This is a genomic window from Micromonospora sp. NPDC047740 (genome assembly GCF_043204735.1).
Classification (GTDB): Bacteria; Actinomycetota; Actinomycetes; order Mycobacteriales; family Micromonosporaceae; genus Micromonospora.
Window position 1 is genome coordinate 175,568 of sequence record NZ_JBIDCT010000007.1, and the last position, 16,463, is coordinate 192,030.

The 16,463-nt window shown below is 69.1% G+C and carries 27 protein-coding genes; all 27 read right to left on the bottom strand.

What is annotated here, in order from left to right:
* Nucleotides 1-7 precede the first annotated feature (7 nt).
* The 27 genes from rplO to ACGF4F_RS15400 all read right to left on the bottom strand — a co-directional run bounded on the left by rplO (nucleotide 8) and on the right by ACGF4F_RS15400 (nucleotide 16,380).
* Nucleotides 8-451 (bottom strand): 50S ribosomal protein L15, encoded by a 444-nt coding sequence (rplO, locus tag ACGF4F_RS15270; protein WP_148793479.1) that lies wholly within the window; start codon nucleotides 449-451, stop codon nucleotides 8-10.
* Nucleotides 451-633, bottom strand: coding sequence for a 50S ribosomal protein L30 (rpmD, locus tag ACGF4F_RS15275; RefSeq protein WP_302771512.1), 183 nt, complete (start codon nucleotides 631-633; stop codon nucleotides 451-453). Before rpmD ends, rplO begins: the two co-directional genes overlap by 1 nt.
* A complete protein-coding gene (rpsE, locus tag ACGF4F_RS15280; protein WP_073834922.1) occupies nucleotides 633-1,247 on the bottom strand; it encodes a 30S ribosomal protein S5 in 615 nt (204 codons plus the stop codon). The genes rpmD and rpsE overlap by 1 nt, the downstream gene beginning before the upstream one ends.
* Before the next feature lie 33 nt (nucleotides 1,248-1,280).
* Nucleotides 1,281-1,670, bottom strand: a complete 390-nt coding sequence (gene rplR, locus ACGF4F_RS15285) for a 50S ribosomal protein L18 (RefSeq protein ID WP_073834923.1) — start codon at nucleotides 1,668-1,670, stop codon at nucleotides 1,281-1,283.
* On the bottom strand, nucleotides 1,667-2,209 hold the full coding sequence (rplF, locus tag ACGF4F_RS15290) for a 50S ribosomal protein L6 (protein WP_073834924.1): 543 nt from the start codon (nucleotides 2,207-2,209) through the stop codon (nucleotides 1,667-1,669). Before rplF ends, rplR begins: the two co-directional genes overlap by 4 nt.
* A 16-nt stretch (nucleotides 2,210-2,225) precedes the next feature.
* Nucleotides 2,226-2,633, bottom strand: coding sequence for a 30S ribosomal protein S8 (gene rpsH / locus ACGF4F_RS15295; RefSeq protein ID WP_013288624.1), 408 nt, complete (start codon nucleotides 2,631-2,633; stop codon nucleotides 2,226-2,228).
* A 70-nt stretch (nucleotides 2,634-2,703) separates the two neighbouring features.
* Nucleotides 2,704-2,889: a type Z 30S ribosomal protein S14 gene (locus ACGF4F_RS15300; RefSeq protein WP_007073023.1), complete on the bottom strand. Its 186-nt coding sequence runs from the start codon at nucleotides 2,887-2,889 to the stop codon at nucleotides 2,704-2,706.
* Between the two features lies 1 nt (nucleotide 2,890).
* Nucleotides 2,891-3,460, bottom strand: a complete 570-nt coding sequence (gene rplE / locus ACGF4F_RS15305; protein ID WP_073834925.1) for a 50S ribosomal protein L5 — start codon at nucleotides 3,458-3,460, stop codon at nucleotides 2,891-2,893.
* Nucleotides 3,460-3,780: a 50S ribosomal protein L24 gene (gene rplX, locus ACGF4F_RS15310; RefSeq protein ID WP_172896341.1), complete on the bottom strand. Its 321-nt coding sequence runs from the start codon at nucleotides 3,778-3,780 to the stop codon at nucleotides 3,460-3,462. The genes rplE and rplX overlap by 1 nt, the downstream gene beginning before the upstream one ends.
* Nucleotides 3,777-4,145 carry a 50S ribosomal protein L14 gene (gene rplN, locus ACGF4F_RS15315; RefSeq protein ID WP_007073026.1) on the bottom strand — a complete coding sequence of 123 codons (369 nt, stop codon included), beginning with the start codon at nucleotides 4,143-4,145 and terminating at the stop codon, nucleotides 3,777-3,779. The genes rplX and rplN overlap by 4 nt, the downstream gene beginning before the upstream one ends.
* A 98-nt stretch (nucleotides 4,146-4,243) precedes the next feature.
* The gene (rpsQ, locus tag ACGF4F_RS15320) at nucleotides 4,244-4,522 is read right to left on the bottom strand and encodes a 30S ribosomal protein S17 (RefSeq protein WP_073834926.1); all 279 of its coding nucleotides are present in this window, start codon (nucleotides 4,520-4,522) and stop codon (nucleotides 4,244-4,246) included.
* Nucleotides 4,519-4,755, bottom strand: a complete 237-nt coding sequence (rpmC, locus tag ACGF4F_RS15325; protein WP_007073028.1) for a 50S ribosomal protein L29 — start codon at nucleotides 4,753-4,755, stop codon at nucleotides 4,519-4,521. The genes rpsQ and rpmC overlap by 4 nt, the downstream gene beginning before the upstream one ends.
* Nucleotides 4,755-5,180, bottom strand: a complete 426-nt coding sequence (gene rplP, locus ACGF4F_RS15330) for a 50S ribosomal protein L16 (RefSeq protein WP_073834927.1) — start codon at nucleotides 5,178-5,180, stop codon at nucleotides 4,755-4,757. The genes rpmC and rplP overlap by 1 nt, the downstream gene beginning before the upstream one ends.
* Nucleotides 5,181-5,183: 3 nt before the next feature.
* Entirely contained in the window at nucleotides 5,184-6,053 is an 870-nt protein-coding gene (gene rpsC, locus ACGF4F_RS15335) for a 30S ribosomal protein S3 (RefSeq protein ID WP_148793473.1), read from the bottom strand.
* Nucleotides 6,053-6,508, bottom strand: a complete 456-nt coding sequence (gene rplV, locus ACGF4F_RS15340; RefSeq protein WP_357438197.1) for a 50S ribosomal protein L22 — start codon at nucleotides 6,506-6,508, stop codon at nucleotides 6,053-6,055. Before rplV ends, rpsC begins: the two co-directional genes overlap by 1 nt.
* 40 nt (nucleotides 6,509-6,548) lie before the next feature.
* Entirely contained in the window at nucleotides 6,549-6,830 is a 282-nt protein-coding gene (rpsS, locus tag ACGF4F_RS15345; protein WP_007073032.1) for a 30S ribosomal protein S19, read from the bottom strand.
* Nucleotides 6,831-6,845: 15 nt separating this feature from the next.
* Nucleotides 6,846-7,685 (bottom strand): 50S ribosomal protein L2, encoded by an 840-nt coding sequence (gene rplB, locus ACGF4F_RS15350; RefSeq protein ID WP_148793471.1) that lies wholly within the window; start codon nucleotides 7,683-7,685, stop codon nucleotides 6,846-6,848.
* A 12-nt stretch (nucleotides 7,686-7,697) separates the two neighbouring features.
* Nucleotides 7,698-8,000 carry a 50S ribosomal protein L23 gene (rplW, locus tag ACGF4F_RS15355; RefSeq protein WP_073834931.1) on the bottom strand — a complete coding sequence of 101 codons (303 nt, stop codon included), beginning with the start codon at nucleotides 7,998-8,000 and terminating at the stop codon, nucleotides 7,698-7,700.
* Nucleotides 7,997-8,647: a 50S ribosomal protein L4 gene (gene rplD, locus ACGF4F_RS15360; protein ID WP_148793469.1), complete on the bottom strand. Its 651-nt coding sequence runs from the start codon at nucleotides 8,645-8,647 to the stop codon at nucleotides 7,997-7,999. The genes rplW and rplD overlap by 4 nt, the downstream gene beginning before the upstream one ends.
* Complete coding sequence (gene rplC, locus ACGF4F_RS15365) at nucleotides 8,644-9,309, bottom strand: 50S ribosomal protein L3 (protein ID WP_357438199.1); 666 nt, start codon at nucleotides 9,307-9,309, stop codon at nucleotides 8,644-8,646. Before rplC ends, rplD begins: the two co-directional genes overlap by 4 nt.
* Before the next feature lie 11 nt (nucleotides 9,310-9,320).
* Nucleotides 9,321-9,629, bottom strand: a complete 309-nt coding sequence (gene rpsJ, locus ACGF4F_RS15370; RefSeq protein WP_007073037.1) for a 30S ribosomal protein S10 — start codon at nucleotides 9,627-9,629, stop codon at nucleotides 9,321-9,323.
* Between the two features lie 354 nt (nucleotides 9,630-9,983).
* Nucleotides 9,984-11,177 carry an elongation factor Tu gene (tuf, locus tag ACGF4F_RS15375; RefSeq protein WP_073834934.1) on the bottom strand — a complete coding sequence of 398 codons (1,194 nt, stop codon included), beginning with the start codon at nucleotides 11,175-11,177 and terminating at the stop codon, nucleotides 9,984-9,986.
* A gap of 223 nt (nucleotides 11,178-11,400) precedes the next feature.
* A complete protein-coding gene (gene fusA, locus ACGF4F_RS15380; protein ID WP_073834935.1) occupies nucleotides 11,401-13,497 on the bottom strand; it encodes an elongation factor G in 2,097 nt (698 codons plus the stop codon).
* Nucleotides 13,498-13,572: 75 nt separating this feature from the next.
* Nucleotides 13,573-14,043, bottom strand: a complete 471-nt coding sequence (rpsG, locus tag ACGF4F_RS15385; protein ID WP_073834936.1) for a 30S ribosomal protein S7 — start codon at nucleotides 14,041-14,043, stop codon at nucleotides 13,573-13,575.
* Nucleotide 14,044: 1 nt separating this feature from the next.
* Complete coding sequence (rpsL, locus tag ACGF4F_RS15390; protein WP_007465318.1) at nucleotides 14,045-14,419, bottom strand: 30S ribosomal protein S12; 375 nt, start codon at nucleotides 14,417-14,419, stop codon at nucleotides 14,045-14,047.
* 579 nt (nucleotides 14,420-14,998) lie between these two features.
* On the bottom strand, nucleotides 14,999-15,424 hold the full coding sequence (locus ACGF4F_RS15395; RefSeq protein WP_357438524.1) for a hypothetical protein: 426 nt from the start codon (nucleotides 15,422-15,424) through the stop codon (nucleotides 14,999-15,001).
* Nucleotides 15,425-16,011: 587 nt separating this feature from the next.
* Nucleotides 16,012-16,380 carry a hypothetical protein gene (locus tag ACGF4F_RS15400; protein WP_357438202.1) on the bottom strand — a complete coding sequence of 123 codons (369 nt, stop codon included), beginning with the start codon at nucleotides 16,378-16,380 and terminating at the stop codon, nucleotides 16,012-16,014.
* Between the last annotated feature and the right edge of the window lie 83 nt (nucleotides 16,381-16,463).

The following is a 16,463-nucleotide window of genomic DNA, read 5'->3' on the forward strand; positions in this document are numbered from 1 at the left end:
TCGTGCCTTACAGCTCGGTGACCGAGCCACCGGCAGCGGTGATCTTCTCCTTGGCCGACGCGCTGAACGCGTGCGCCGACACCTGGAGGGCCACACCGCCGAGGTCGCCGGTGCCGAGCACCTTGACCGGCTGGCCCTTGCGGACCGCGCCGGCCTCGACCAGCTCGACCGGGCCGACCTGGCCGCCGTTCGGGAAGAGCTCGGCGAGCCGGTCCAGGTTGACCACCTGGAAGACGACCTTGAACTTGTTCTTGAAGCCCTTCATCTTCGGCAGGCGCATGTGGATGGGCATCTGCCCACCCTCGAACGCCGGCGAGATGTTCTTCCGGGCCTTCGAACCCTTGGTACCGCGGCCGGCGGTCTTGCCCTTGGAGCCCTCACCGCGACCCACCCGGGTCTTCTCGGTCTTGGCCCCCGGCGCCGGACGCAGGTGGTGGACCTTGATCGTCATTACTCGACCTCCTCGACCTTCACGAGGTGGTTGACCGCGAAGATCATGCCGCGGATCTCCGGCCGGTCCTCCTTGACCACCACGTCGTTGATCCGCTTGAGACCGAGCGAACGCAGCGAGTCACGCTGGTTCTTCTTGGTCCCGATCTCGGACCGGACCTGGGTGACCTTCAGGCGCGCCATCAGGAAGCCACCCCCGCCCGGGACGCCAGCATCGCGGCCGGCGCGACGTCCTCGACCGGCAGACCACGACGGGCCGCGACCGCCTCCGGCGACTCGAGCGCCTTCAGGGCCGCCACCGTGGCGTGCACGATGTTGATCGGGTTGGACGAGCCGAGGCTCTTGGAGAGCACGTCGTGGATGCCCGCGCACTCCAGCACGGCGCGCACCGGACCACCGGCGATGACGCCCGTACCGGCCGAGGCCGGCTTGAGCAGCACCACGCCGGCCGCGTCCTCGCCCTGCACCGGGTGCGGGATCGAGGCGCCGATCCGCGGCACCTTGAAGAAGTGCTTCTTGGCCTCCTCGACACCCTTGGCGATCGCCGCGGGCACCTCCTTGGCCTTTCCGTAGCCCACGCCGACGGTGCCGTCGCCGTCGCCCACGATCACCAGGGCGGTGAAGCTGAAGCGACGACCACCCTTCACGACCTTGGCGACGCGGTTGATCGCGACGACCCGCTCAAGGTGCGGGGTCTTCTCGACGGGCGCGTTTCCGCGGCCGCCCTCACGGCGGTTGTCGCGGCGACCACCCTCGTTGCCACCGGACCCGCCGCCACGGCGCTGTTGACCTGGCATCAGCAGCCTTCCTTCTCTCTCGTGACGGGGTTTCTAGAACTCGAGCCCGGCTTCGCGGGCGGCGTCGGCAAGCGCGGCGACCCGCCCCGCGTACCGGTTGCCACCGCGGTCGAAGACGACCTTCGAGATGCCGGCGGCCTTGGCCCGCTCGGCGAGCAGGGCGCCGACCTTGCCGGCCAGGGCGCTCTTGTCGCCCTCGGCGCCGCGCAGCGAGGCGTCCAGGGTCGAGGCCGACGCCAGGGTGTGACCCTTGGTGTCGTCCACGATCTGGGCGACGATGTGCCGCAGGGAGCGGGTGACGACCAGGCGGGGACGCTCGGCGGTGCCGCTGATGTTCTTGCGGACCCGGAAGTGCCGACGCGCACGCCCGACGGCACGCTTGGCGGCGACGCCGCGGCGGCGCTTGAGCAGCGTGGCGCTCACTTCTTACCTGCCTTTCCAGCCTTGCGGCGGATGACCTCGCCCTGGTACTTGACGCCCTTGCCCTTGTAGGGCTCCGGCGGGCGGATCTTCCGGATGTTGGCGGCGATCTCACCGACCTGCTGCTTGTCGATGCCGGCCACGTGGAACAGCGTCGGCTTCTCCACCGTGAAGGTGATGCCCTCCGGCGCCGGCACGAGCACCGGGTGCGAGAACCCGAGCGCGAACTCGAGGTCCTTGCCCTTGGCGGTGACGCGGTAACCGGTGCCGGCGATCTCGAGGCTCTTGCGGTAGCCCTCGGTCACGCCGACGATCATGTTGGCGACCAGCGTACGGCTCAGGCCGTGCAGCTCCTTGGCCTTGCGCTCGTCGTTCGGCCGGTTGACGTGCAGCGCGCCGTCCTCGCCCCGCTCCGCCGTGATCGGCTCGGCGAGGACGTGGGTCAGCTCGCCCTTCGGGCCCTTGACCTTGACGGTCTGGCCGTCGATCGTGATGTCGACGCCGGCTGGCACCGGGATCGACTTACGTCCAATACGCGACATTTCTACCTGTCTCCCGTTACCAGACGAAGGCGAGGACTTCCCCGCCAACGCTCCGCTTGCGGGCCTGCCGGTCGGTGAGCAGCCCCTGGGACGTCGAAATGATCGCCACGCCCAGCCCGCCGAGCACCCGCGGGAGCCCGTCCGACTTGGCGTAAACCCGCAGACCGGGCTTGGACACGCGCTTGATGCCGGCCAGGCTCCGCTCCCGGTTCTGGCCGTACTTCAGCTCGACGACCAGTCGCTTGCCGACGGCGCCCTCCTCGGGCTCCTCGACCGACCAGGTGGCGATGTAACCCTCGGCCTTGAGGACCTCGGCGATGTTCGCCTTGATCTTCGAGTAGGGCATCGTCACCCGGTCGTGGTACGCCTGGTTGGCGTTACGCAGACGCGTGAGCATGTCTGCGATCGGGTCGGTCATCGTCATGGAATTCGTCAGCCTTTCTCGCCGCGGTTCCCCGGGCACGCCCGGGGCCTACGGCGAAGAGCAATAGCTATTACCAGGAAGCCTTGGACACGCCGGGCAGCTCACCGCGGTGGGCCATCTCCCGGATGCACACCCGGCAGAGACCGAACTTGCGGTAGACCGCCTTCGGACGCCCGCACCGCTGGCAGCGGGTGTACGCGCGAACCGAGAACTTCGGCTTCGCGGCCGCCTTGAGGATCAGCGCCTTCTTGGCCATCTCAGTTCTCCTTGAACGGGAAGCCCAGGAGCTTGAGCAGCGCCCGGCCCTCGTCGTCGGTCGTGGCGGTCGTGACCACCGTGATGTCCATGCCCCGCTGGCGATCGATCTTGTCCTGGTCGATCTCGTGGAACACCGACTGCTCGGTCAGACCGAACGTGTAGTTGCCGTGCCCGTCGAGCTTGCGCCCGTCGAGGCCGCGGAAGTCGCGGATACGCGGCAGCGCGATGGACAGCAGCCGGTCCAGGAACTCCCACATCCGGTCGCCGCGCAGGGTCACCTTCGCGCCGATCGGCATGCCCTCACGGAGCTTGAACTGCGCGATGGACTTGGTCGCCCGCCGCACCTGCGGCTTCTGGCCGGTGATGGTGGCCAGGTCGCGAACCGCGCCGTCGATCAGCTTGGCGTCCCGAGCGGCCTCGCCGACACCCATGTTGACGACGATCTTGACCAACCGCGGCACCTGCATGGGGTTGCCGTAGTTGTGCTGCTTCTGCAGCTCGGCCACGATCTCGTTGCGGTACCGCTCCTTGAGGCGCGGCATGGTCTTGGTTTCGGTAGCCGTGGTCATCACAGGTCCTTACCGGTGCTACGCGCGATGCGGACCTTCTGGCCGTTCTCGTCGATCCGGTAACCGACGCGGGTCGGCTTGCCGTCGGAGTCCAGGACCTGCACGTTCGAGACGTGGATCGGGGCCTCCTGGGTGACGATGCCACCGGTCTTGGCGCCACGCTGGGTGGTGCTGATGCGGGTGTGCTTCTTGACCCGGTTCACGCCCTCGACCAGGACCTTGTCCTGCCGCGGGTAGGCCGCGATGACCTTGCCCTTGGCGCCCTTGTCCTTGCCGGCGATGACGACGACCGTGTCGCCCTTCTTGACCTTCACGGTCACAACACCTCCGGCGCGAGAGAGATGATCTTCATGAACCGCTTGTCCCGCAGCTCCCGGCCCACCGGGCCGAAGATACGGGTACCGCGCGGGTCCCCACCGTCCTTGATGATGACGGCGGCGTTCTCGTCGAAGCGGATGTACGAGCCGTCCGGCCGCCGCTTCTCCTTGGCGGTGCGAACGACGACGGCCTTGACGACGTCGCCCTTCTTCACACCGGCACCGGGGATCGCGTCCTTGACCGTGGCCACGATGACGTCGCCGATGCTCGCGTAGCGCCGACCGGAGCCACCGAGAACCCGGATGCACAGGATCTCCCGGGCACCCGTGTTGTCGGCGACGCGCAGTCGCGACTCCTGCTGAATCACGTCTATCTCCTATGTCTGCCGGTTCTCCGGCCGCCCAGAGGCGGCCGGAGCCTGGCGGAACCTGCGCCCGACCGATGCCGGCCGAGCTCGAGCCTTCGCTACTTGGCCTTCTCGAGGATCTCCACGAGCCGCCACCGCTTGGTGGCGGACAGCGGCCGGGTCTCCATGATCAGGACCCGGTCGCCGATCCCGGCGGAGTTCTGCTCGTCGTGGACCTTGAGCTTGCTGGTCCGGCGCATGATCTTGCCGTACAGCGCGTGCTTGACCCGGTCCTCGACCTCGACCACGACGGTCTTTTCCATCTTGTCGCTGACCACGAGGCCCTCACGCACCTTGCGGCGGGCCCGCGCGGCGGCGGTGGTGGTGTTCTCACTCATGATGCAGTCACCTCAGTCGGCGCGGCCGAGAGACCCAGCTCACGCTCACGCATGATCGTGTAGATCCGGGCGATCTCCCGACGGATGACCTGCAGCCGCCGGTTGTTGTCCAGCTGCCCGGTTGCGGCCTGCACGCGGAGGTTGAACAGCTCCGCCTTCGCCTCACGCAGCTTCGTGACCAGCTCCTCCTCGGAGAGCTCACGCAGCTCGGAGGCCTTGACGCCCGCTGCCATCAGGATTCACCCACTTCGCGCGTAACAATGCGGCACTTCATCGGGAGCTTGTGGATCGCGCGACGCATCGCCTCTCGCGCGATCTGCTCGTTGGGGAAGGACATCTCGAAGAGGACCCGCCCCGGCTTGACGTTGGCGACCCACCACTCGGGCGAACCCTTACCGGAACCCATCCGGGTTTCCGCCGGCTTCTTGGTGAGGGCCTGGTCCGGGAAGATCGTGATCCAGACCTTGCCACCACGCTTGATGTGCCGGGTCATCGCGATACGCGCCGACTCGATCTGGCGGTTGGTCACGTACGCCGGCTCGAGAGCCTGGATCCCGAACTCGCCGAACACCACCCGGTTACCACCCTTGGACGCGCCGTGGCGGTCCGGGTGGTGCGGCTTGCGGAAGCCCTTCGGGGGCTTGCGCGGCATCAGCATCTGTCAGCCCTCCTGCTGCGTTTCTGCCGGAGTCGACGCGGCCGCGGCGACAGCACCGCTGTCGATCGGCTCGCCGCTCGGCGTCTCGGCCTGCTGCGCGATGGTGGTCGCGGCAGCCCGGCCGGCCTCGGTGCCGCCGGCGGTCGTGCCGGACGAACCCGACCGGCCACGGCGCGGCCGCTCGGGACGCTCGCCGCGCTCACGGCGCGGGCGGGACGGACCGGCCTCGGCCGGAGCCTCCCGGCCCGGGACGGCGTCGCCCTTGTAGATCCAGACCTTCACGCCGATCCGGCCGAAGGTGGTACGGGCCTCGAAGAAGCCGTACTCGATGTTGGCCCGCAGCGTGTGCAGCGGAACCCGGCCCTCGCGGTAGAACTCGGTCCGGCTCATCTCGGCGCCGCCGAGACGGCCCGAGACCTGCACCCGGATGCCCTTGCAGACCGGGTTCTTCATCGCGGACTGCATCGCCTTGCGCATGGCCCGACGGAAGCTGACCCGGCTGGACAGCTGCTCGGCGACGCCCTGGGCGACCAGCTGCGCGTCCGACTCGGGGCTCTTCACCTCGATGATGTTCAGCTGAACCTGCTTGCCGGTGAGCTTCTCCAGCTCGCCCCGGATCCGGTCGGCCTCCGCACCCTTACGGCCGATGACGATGCCCGGCCGGGCGGTGTGGATGTCGACGCGGACCCGGTCCCGGGTGCGCTCGATGTCTACCTTGGAGATGCCGGCGCGCTCCAGCCCCTTGGACATCATCCGGCGGATCTTGACGTCCTCGCCGATGTAGTCCTTGTAGAGCTTGTCCGCGAACCAGCGGGACTTCCAGTCGGTCGAGATGCCGAGCCGGAATCCGGTCGGGTGAACCTTCTGACCCATTACTCGGCACCCTCCGTCGTGCTCTGCCCCTCGGCGGCCGCGGCCTGCTTGGCCGGAGCGGCCTTCTTCGCCGACTTCTTCGGCGCGGCCGGCGCCACCGCCTCGACCGCCACGGTGATGTGGCAGGTGCGCTTGCGGATCCGGTACGCCCGGCCCTGCGCCCGCGGTCGGAACCGCTTCATGGTCGGGCCCTCGTCGACGAACGCCTCGCTGACGAGCAGCGCGTCGGGGTCCAGCCGCTCGTTGTTCTCCGCGTTGGCGATCGCGCTCGCGAGCACCTTGTACACCTGCTCGCTCGCAGCCTGCGGCGCGAACTGCAGCACCGTGAGCGCCTCCTTCGCGGGCAGGCCGCGGACGAGGTTGACCACCCGGCGCGCCTTCATCGGCGAGATGCGCACGTGCCGCGCAACCGCCCGCGCGCCCGGAAGCACCGGAGCGTCGCCCTTTCCTGGCATCGCTGTAACCCCTTGTTCCTCTATCCGTATGCCCGCGGCGTCAGCGCCGGCGGCTCTTCCGGTCGTCCTTCTCGTGACCCTTGAACGTGCGGGTCAGCGCGAACTCGCCGAGCTTGTGCCCGACCATGGCCTCGGTCACGAACACCGGGACGTGCTTGCGTCCGTCGTGCACGGCGATCGTGTGCCCGAGCATCTCGGGGATGATCGTCGAGCGCCGCGACCAGGTCTTGATGACGTTCTTCGAGCCCTTGTCGTTCTGCGTCTCCACCTTCTTGAGCAGGTGGTCGTCGACGAACGGGCCCTTCTTCAGGCTGCGAGGCATCTGTCAGCTCTCCTGTTAGCCGCGCTTGCGGGTGGCGTAGCGGCGGCGGACGATCAGCCGGTCGCTCGGCTGGCCCTTACGACGGGTGCGGCCCTCGGGCTTACCCTGCGGGTTGACCGGGTGGCGACCACCGGAGGTCTTACCCTCACCACCACCGTGCGGGTGGTCGACCGGGTTCATCGCGACACCACGGACAGTCGGGCGCTTGCCCTTCCACCGCATCCGGCCGGCCTTACCCCAGTTGATGTTCGACTGGTCGGCGTTGCCGATCTCGCCGATGCTGGCCCGGCAGCGCACGTCGACCCGCCGGATCTCACCGGACGGCATGCGGAGGGTCGCGTACGCGCCCTCACGGCCGAGCAGCTGGATACCGACGCCGGCCGAGCGGGCCAGCTTGGCGCCACCGCCCGGACGCAGCTCCACGTTGTGGATCGTGGTACCGACCGGGATGTTGCGCAGCGGCAGGTTGTTGCCCGGCTTGATGTCGGCGCTCGGGCCCGACTCCACCGCGTCGCCCTGCTTCAGGTCCTTCGGCGCGATGATGTAACGCTTCTCGCCGTCGGCGTAGTGCAGCAGCGCGATCCGCGCGGTGCGGTTCGGGTCGTACTCGATGTGCGCGACCTTCGCCGGCACGCCGTCCTTGTCGACCCGCTTGAAGTCGATCAGACGGTACTGGCGCTTGTGGCCGCCACCGTGGTGCCGCGTGGTGATCCGGCCGTGGGCGTTGCGACCGCCCTTCTTCGGCAGCGGGGCCAGCAGCGACTTCTCGGGCGTCGACCGGGTGATCTCGGCGAAGTCGGCGACGCTCGAGCCACGCCGGCCCGGCGTCGTCGGCTTGTACTTACGGATAGCCATTGTCTACACCCCTCAGCTGACCGGGCCGCCGAAGGCCTCGATACGGTCACCGTCAGCCAGCTTCACGATCGCCCGCTTGGTGGCCTTGCGCTGACCGAAGCCGGTCTTGGTGCGCTTGCGCTTGCCCTCGCGGTTGAGCGTGTTGACCGTCAGGACGCGGACGTTGAAGATCTGCTGGATAGCGATCTTGATCTCGGTCTTGTTCGCGTCCGGGTGCACCAGGAAGGTGTACCAGTTGCGGTTCAGCTCGCTGTAGCTCTTCTCCGAGACGACCGGCGCGACGATGATGTCGCGCGGATCGGCGATCGTGCTCACTTGCCACCCTCCTCGGTGGTCTCGGCGGGAACGCCCAGGAACTCGTCCAGGGCCTCCTTGGTGAAGACCACGTCGTCGGCGACCAGCACGTCGTACGTGTTGAGCTGGCCGGCCTCGATCAGGTGCACCCGCGGCTCGTTGCGCAGCGACACCCAGTTCAGCTCGTCGGTGCTGCTCAGCACGACCAGGACGCGACGGGCGTCGGTCAGCTTCGCGAGCGTGGCCAGCGCGGCCTTGGTCGACGGCTTCTCGCCCGAGACGAACGCCTCGACGACGTGCACCTGGCCGGCGCGGGCCCGGTCGGAGAGGGCGCCACGCAGGGCGGCGGCCTTCATCTTCTTCGGGGTGCGCTGGCTGTAGTCGCGCGGCACCGGGCCGTGGACCACGCCACCGCCGGCGAACTGCGGCGCGCGGGTCGAGCCCTGGCGGGCACGACCGGTGCCCTTCTGCTTGTACGGCTTCTTGCCTCCACCGGAGACCTCGCCGCGGGTCTTGGCCTTGTGCGTGCCCTGCCGGGCCGCCGCGAGCTGAGCCACCACGACCTGGTGCATCAGCGCGATGTTGGCCTGGGCGTCGAAGATGTCGGCCGGCAGCTCGACGGAGCCGCTCTTGGTGCCTTCGACGCTGAGGACGTCAACGGTGGTCACTTGGCCGCACCGCCCTTCTTCGCCTTGCTCTTGGCCGCGGTACGGACCAGGACCAGCGCGCCCTTGGGGCCGGGGATGGCGCCACGGACGAGCAGGAGGTTGTTCTCGGTGTCGACCGCCTGGACGGTCAGGTTCTGGACGGTGTAGCGCACGCCACCCATCCGACCCGCCATCCGGGTGCCCTTGAAGACGCGACCCGGGGTCGCGCACGCGCCGATGGAGCCCGGCGAGCGGTGCTTGCGCTCGACACCGTGGCTGGCGCGCAGACCGTGGAAGCCGTGCCGCTTCATCGGGCCGGCGTAGCCCTTGCCCTTGGTCTTGCCGGTGACGTCGATGGTGACGCCGGCCGGGAACTCCTCGACCGTGACCTCCTGGCCCAGCGAGTAGTCCGCGGCGTCGACGGTGCGCAGCTCGACGATGTGCCGGCGCGGCGCGACGTCCGCCTTGGCGTAGTGCCCGGCGATCGGCTTCTTGACCTTGCGCGGGTCGATGGCCCCGTACGCCAGCTGGACCGCGGAGTAGCCGTCCTTGTCGGCGCTACGAACCTGGCTCACGACGCACGGGCCGGCCTGAACCACGGTCACCGGGACAACGCGGTTGTTGTCCCAGACCTGGGTCATGCCGAGCTTGGCGCCCAGGATCCCCTTGACTTGCCTGTCCATTTGTCCGGTCCCTACAGCTTGATCTCGATGTCGACGCCAGCCGGCAGGTCGAGGCGCATGAGCGAGTCGACCGTCTTCGGGGTCGGGTCGATGATGTCGATCAGCCGCTTGTGCGTGCGCATCTCGAAGTGCTCGCGCGAGTCCTTGTACTTGTGCGGCGAGCGGATAACGCAGAAACGGTTGATCTCCGTGGGCAGCGGCACCGGGCCAGCGACCTGCGCCCCGGTACGCGTCACCGTCTCGACGATCTTCCGAGCCGAGGAGTCGACGACCTCGTGGTCATAGGCCTTGAGCCGGATGCGGATCTTCTGTCCCGCCATGGTGGCTTCTGTTCCTTCTCTCGATGCCGCTGTGTTGCGGGCGCCTGTACCGGCTGGCACAGGCCCACTTCCGCCGACCCCCGCGGTCGGGCGTGTCGCGCCCGTGGGCCGGGCTCCGCCCCGGGACTCCGGACCGGTTCTCCGACCACGCGGTGGGTCATGGCGCCGATCGCGTTACCGCGACCTGGACGCCGCGCGAGGGTGGTTGACCGCCAGGGGCGATCAACCACCCTACGCGAGACTGTCGGTCACCCGGAGGTCCAGCAGACACCGGACGCAGGCGACTGACCGTCGTTACGCAACCTGACTAGTATGCCGCACGACCGGCGGCGACGCTAATCGGGGTTACCCAGCTCACTTGATGATCTTGGTGACGCGACCCGCGCCGACCGTACGGCCACCCTCCCGGATCGCGAACTTGAGGTTCTCCTCCATCGCGATGGGCTGGATCAGCTTCACGGTCATCGTGGTGTTGTCGCCCGGCATGACCATCTCGGTACCCTCGGGCAGCGTGACGACGCCGGTGACGTCCGTGGTCCGGAAGTAGAACTGCGGACGGTAGTTCTGGAAGAACGGGGTGTGGCGGCCACCCTCCTCCTTGGAGAGGATGTAGACCGTCGCCTCGAACTCCGTGTGCGGGGTCGTGGTGCCCGGCTTGATGACGACCATGCCGCGCTCGACGTCCTCGCGCTTGATGCCGCGGAGCAGCAGACCGACGTTCTCGCCCGCGCGGGCCTCGTCGAGCAGCTTGCGGAACATCTCGATGCCGGTGCAGGTGGTCTTCATCGACTTCTCGCGGATGCCGACGATCTCCACCTCCTCGTTCGGCTTGAGGATGCCGCGCTCGGCGCGACCCGTGACCACGGTGCCGCGGCCGGTGATGGTGAAGACGTCCTCGATCGGCATGAGGAACGGCTTCTCGGTCTCGCGCTCCGGCTGCGGGATCGCGGTGTCGACGGCGTTCATCAGGTCCAGGAGCTTCCCGGTCCACTCCGGGTCGCCCTCGAGGGCCTTCAGCGCCGAGACCCGGACGACCGGCAGGTCGTCACCCGGGTACTCCTGCGAGGAGAGCAGCTCGCGGACCTCGAGCTCGACGAGCTCCAGGAGCTCCTCGTCGTCGACCATGTCGCTCTTGTTGAGCGCCACGACGATGTACGGCACGCCGACCTGACGGGCCAGCAGCACGTGCTCGCGGGTCTGCGGCATCGGGCCGTCGGTCGCCGCCACCACCAGGATCGCGCCGTCCATCTGGGCGGCACCGGTGATCATGTTCTTGATGTAGTCGGCGTGACCGGGGCAGTCGACGTGCGCGTAGTGACGCGCCTCGGTCTGGTACTCGACGTGCGCGATCGAGATCGTGATGCCGCGGGCCTTCTCCTCCGGCGCCTTGTCGATCTCGTCGAACGGCGTGTACGGGTTCAGGTCCGGGTACTGGTCGTGCAGGACCTTGGTGATGGCCGCCGTCAGCGTCGTCTTACCGTGGTCGATGTGACCAATGGTGCCGATGTTGACGTGCGGCTTAGTCCGCTCGAACTTCGCCTTCGCCACTGGTGTCCTCCTGTGGACTTTCTTGGTTCGTTCGCCCCGGTGCGCCGGGTCGGCGCTTAGGACTCTGTCGACAGCCTTTCCGACCTGACGGCCGGAGAGCCTTTGTGGGTTCTGCGGCGATGAAGCCTACAGGCCCGGATTCACACAACTCGCCCGAGGTGGCCGCGGGCGGGAGATCCCTCCCGCGACCAGCCCCGGCTCATCGGATCAGCTCAGGTGAGCGTCACTCACCAGTCGCCTTGGCGATGATCTCCTTCGCCACGCTCTGCGGAACCTCGGCGTAGGAGTCGAACTGCATGCTGTAGCTAGCCCGGCCCTGGGTCTTCGACCGCAGGTCGCCGACGTAGCCGAACATCTCCGACAACGGCACCAGGGCCCGGACGATGCGGGCGCCGTGACGCTCCTCCATCGCCTGGATGATGCCGCGCCGGGAGTTGAGGTCGCCGATGACGTCACCCATGTTCTCCTCCGGAGTGGTGACCTCAACAGCCATCATCGGCTCGAGCAGCGCGGGGTCGGCCTTGCGGGCCGCCTCCTTCATCACCATCGAACCGGCGATCTTGAATGCCATTTCCGACGAGTCGACCTCGTGGTACTGGCCGTCCAGCAGCGTCAGCTTGACACCCACCAGCGGGAAGCCGGCGAGAATGCCGTACTGCATCGCGTCCTGGGCACCCGCGTCCACCGAGGGGATGAACTCCCGCGGGATGCGGCCACCGGTGACGGCGTTGGCGAACTCGTAGGTCGGCGAGTCGTTGTCCAGCGGCAGCGGCTCGATGCTCACGATCACGCGGGCGTACTGGCCGGAACCACCGGTCTGCTTCTTGTGGGTGTACTCGACCTTCTCCACCGTGCGGCGGATGGTCTCGCGGTACGCCACCTGCGGCTTACCGATGTTCGCCTCGACGTTGAACTCGCGGCGCATCCGGTCGACCAGGATGTCCAGGTGCAGCTCACCCATGCCGGAGATGACCGTCTGGCCGGTCTCCTCATCCAGCTTGACGCGGAAGGTCGGGTCCTCCTCGGCCAGCCGCTGGATGGCGGTGCTGAGCTTCTCCTGGTCGGCCTTGGTCTTCGGCTCGATGGCGACCTCGATGACCGGCTCCGGGAAGGTCATCGACTCCAGGATGACCGGGTTCGCCGGGTCGCACAGCGTGTCACCGGTGGTGGTCTGCTTGAGACCCTGCACCGCGATGATGTCGCCAGCCTTGGCGGAGCTGCGCTCCTCCCGCTTGTTGGCGTGCATCTGGTAGATCTTGCCGATCCGCTCCTTGCGGTCCTTGGTGGAGTTGACCACCTGGGTCCCGGACTCGACCACGCCGGAGTAGACCCGGACGTAGGTGAGCTTGCCAAGGTGCTTGTCGGTCTGGATCTTGAAGGCCAGGCCCGAGAACGGCTCCGAGGTGGACGGCTTCCGCTGCATCGGGGTCTCGCCGTCGGTCGCGGTGCCCTCGATGGCCGGGATGTCCAGCGGCGACGGCAGGTACGCGACGACCGCGTCGAGCATGGGCTGGATGCCCTTGTTCTTGAAGGCGGTGCCGGTGAAGACGGGGTTGGCCTTGCCGGCGATGGTGGCCCGGCGGATGGCGGCCTTGATCTCCTCGACGGAGATCTCCTCGCCCTCCAGGTACTTCTCCATCACCGCGTCGTCGACGTCGGCGAGGGTCTCCATCAGCTTCTCGCGCCACTCCGCGGCGGAGTCGGCGAGGTCGGCCGGGATCTCCTCGATCGCGTAGTCCTCACCCTTCTGGGTCTCCCCGCGCCAGGTGAGGGCGCGCATCTCGATCAGGTCGACCACACCGATGAAGTCGGCCTCGGCGCCGATCGGGATCTGGAGGACCAGCGGGGTGGCGTTGAGCCGGTCGATCATCATCTGCACGCAGCGGAAGAAGTCGGCACCGGTCCGGTCCAGCTTGTTGACGAAGCACATCCGGGGGACGTTGTACTTGTCCGCCTGGCGCCAGACGTTCTCCGTCTGCGGCTCCACGCCGGCGACGCCGTCGTAGACCGCGACCGCACCGTCCAGGACCCGCAGCGACCGCTCCACCTCGACCGTGAAGTCGACGTGGCCGGGCGTGTCGATGATCTGGATCGTGTGGCCCTTCCACTCGCACTTCGTGGCGGCGGAAGTGATGGTGATACCGCGCTCCTGCTCCTGCTCCATCCAGTCCATGACGGCAGCGCCCTCGTGGACTTCACCGATCTTGTAGGTGATACCGGTGTAGAACAGGATCCGCTCGGTGGTAGTGGTCTTACCGGCATCGATGTGCGCCATGATGCCGATGTTGCGTACGTTGGCGAGCGCGTCTGCGGCGGCCACTTCAATCCCTACTTATCGTCGTCTCGACACAACTGGTGGCGGTTCCGGCGCCTCGTGGGCGCCGGAACCAAGGTGTTACCAGCGGTAGTGCGCGAAGGCCTTGTTGGACTCGGCCATCTTGTGCGTGTCCTCGCGCCGCTTGACGGCGGCACCAAGGCCGTTGCTCGCGTCCAGCAGCTCGTTCATCAGCCGCTCGACCATGGTCTTCTCGCGCCGGGCGCGGGAGTAGGTGACCAGCCAGCGCAGGCCCAGGGTGGTCGCCCGGGCGGGCCGGACCTCGACCGGGACCTGGTAGGTGGCGCCACCGACGCGGCGGCTGCGCACCTCGAGGGTCGGCTTGACGTTGTCCATCGCCCGCTTCAGGGTGACGACCGGGTCGGTGCCGGACTTCTCGCGGCAGCCCTCGAGGGCGGCGTACACGATGCTCTCGGCGAGCTGGCGCTTGCCGCGCAGCAGGATCTTGTTCACCAGCTGGGTGACCAGCGGCGAGTTGTACACCGGGTCAGCGACCAGCGGCTTCCGCGGAGCGGGTCCCTTACGCGGCATGTCAGCTCTTCTCCTTCTTCGCGCCGTAGCGGCTGCGCGCCTGCTTGCGGTTGCGGACACCCTGGGTGTCCAGCGAACCGCGAACGATCTTGTACCGCACGCCGGGGAGGTCCTTCACCCGGCCACCGCGGACGAGCACGATCGAGTGCTCCTGCAGGTTGTGGCCGACGCCCGGGATGTAGGCGGTCACCTCGATCTGGCTGCTGAGCTTGACACGAGCGACCTTGCGCAGCGCCGAGTTCGGCTTCTTCGGGGTGGTGGTGTACACGCGGGTGCACACGCCGCGCCGCTGGGGGGACCCCTTCAGCGCCGGGGTCTTGGTCTTGGTCGTCTTGGCCTGGCGGCCCTTTCGGACCAGCTGCTGGATGGTGGGCACCGGGTTTCTCCGCTCCCTTCGGCCGCTGCGAGGCGACCGCGCTGTCTGCTCGTTAGCCGACCTGATGGACGGCTCTCCTACATTCCAACCAGGGCCACCTGACGGGGGTCCCAGCACCCGCGGTCGGGCGTGTCGCCCGGGTCACGGCCCCGGTGCGCCGCTCGCGCGTCGTACCGGGTTTCTGTCACCGGCACAGGAAATTCCAAACACCGGATCTTGGACTTGGTCGTGCCGCCGCACGATCACCGGAATCCCGGTGCCAGCGCACGCACGCATTGCCCGGGCATGCCCGGGCACAAGGGGAAAGGGTACCTACCACAGCCGCGCAGGTCAAAACGGAGCGGTCCGGTTCAACCGCCTCGCGGTCCGCCGGCCGATCGTCTCTTCCCTGCCCGCCCACGACGGGCACCACGGCGACAAGTGTACCGGCTTCGCCCCGCATCGACCCGGGGGCCCCGGTTCCGCCCGGCCGGCGGACCCCCCACCGCGGCGGTCTTCCCTCGTCGGCCGGCGGACCGGTCGCCGGACTCGGCGCCATCGTGTCCTGGCGGCGGCTGTTCGACCCGTCCGCCTACCGGATCACGTGAGCTGCACCACCAGCGCCACCCCGAGCCCGAGCAGGCTGAGCAGCAGCCCGACTCCCCCGCAGCTGAGACCGGCCACGGCCAGTCCCCGCCCGGTGAACCGGACCCCCGGCGGCGGTGCCGGGCGCCGGATCTGCCGGCGGGCCAGCAACCCGGTCACGATGGCGGCGCCGCCGGCGAGCGCGCCGAGCACCGTGAACGCCCCGGCCGCCCAGGCGCCGCCGAGGTTCGGCCCGGCGATGCCGAAGCAGAAGACCAGCAGCGAGACCAGGATCGAGGCGATCCCGGAGACCAACGAGCCGATGGCGAGCCCCGAGGTCACCGGGGGCACGTCCAGGTGGACCACGCCGAACGGGGTGCCGGGGACCGGGTCGACCCGCTTCGGCGGGCGCGGGGCCTCCTGCGGGGGCGGCGGCAGCACCCCCGGCCGCGGACCGGCTGCCTGCGGCGTCGGGGCCCAGGCGCCGCCGGGCGGCACGCTGCCCGGGCCCGCCCACCCGCGGGCGGGCACCGGCGGGGTTCCCGGGTACGCTCCGGGCCCCGTCCAGCTGGCGGGGGCGGGCGGCGGCCCGTGGTGCGGTCCGGGGCCGGTCGGAAGGGGGTGTCCGACATGGGGCGGAGCCGGCCGCTGGCCGGGCGAGGCACCCGGGGCCGACGCCCCGACCGGCGGGTACGGGCCGTCGGGCGGCCACGGCCCCGGCGGGGAGGACTGCGGGGCGGCCGGCGGCGGAGCGTACCCCGGGCTGGCGACCTCCGGCGACGCGCTCGGCCCCTCGTCCGGCCCGACCCTCGGCGCGGCCCACGGGCTGGTGGGGTCCGGGCCCGGCGTCGGCGCGGCGGCCGCTGGCCCGGCGACGGACCGGGTCGGGTCGTCTCCCGGCGGTGGGGCCGGCTCCGTCACGTGGTCCTCCTGTCGACATGGCTCACCCGCCGCGCGGCGGACACCGGCCAGGCTACCGTCGCGGGTCCCGCCGCCGGGCCCGGGCGCGGAGCCGCTCCCCCGCCCGGTCAGTCGACGTTCTGGGGGTAGTCGTGCCCGAAGGGACTGTCCGCGAGCCGGACCACTCCGATCACCACGGCCACCACCACCGCGACCGCACACAGCACCAGGCCCGTCCAGGCCAGCCGCTCCCCGCGCCGTAGCCAGTCCGCACCGGTGAGGAACCCGCCCGAGGCGTACGCCTCCCGCCGGGCCTGGCGGGCGAGCCACAGGGCGATGGTCGACGGCACCACCCCGCCGATGAACAGCCCGGTCAGCCCACCGATCAGCCCCAGGGCGAAGACGGCGCGGGCCTTCGTCGAGCGGACCGGCTCAGGATCGAGCGGATGGCGCGGCCCCTGCTGGGCGACGGGCACCTGCCCGGGCGCGGTCGTCATGCCGTCCATCATGCCCCGGCCCGCCGCACCCGACACTCAGGAGGAGCAGACCGTCAACCGGTCGCCGGCGGGTCGCGGGCACC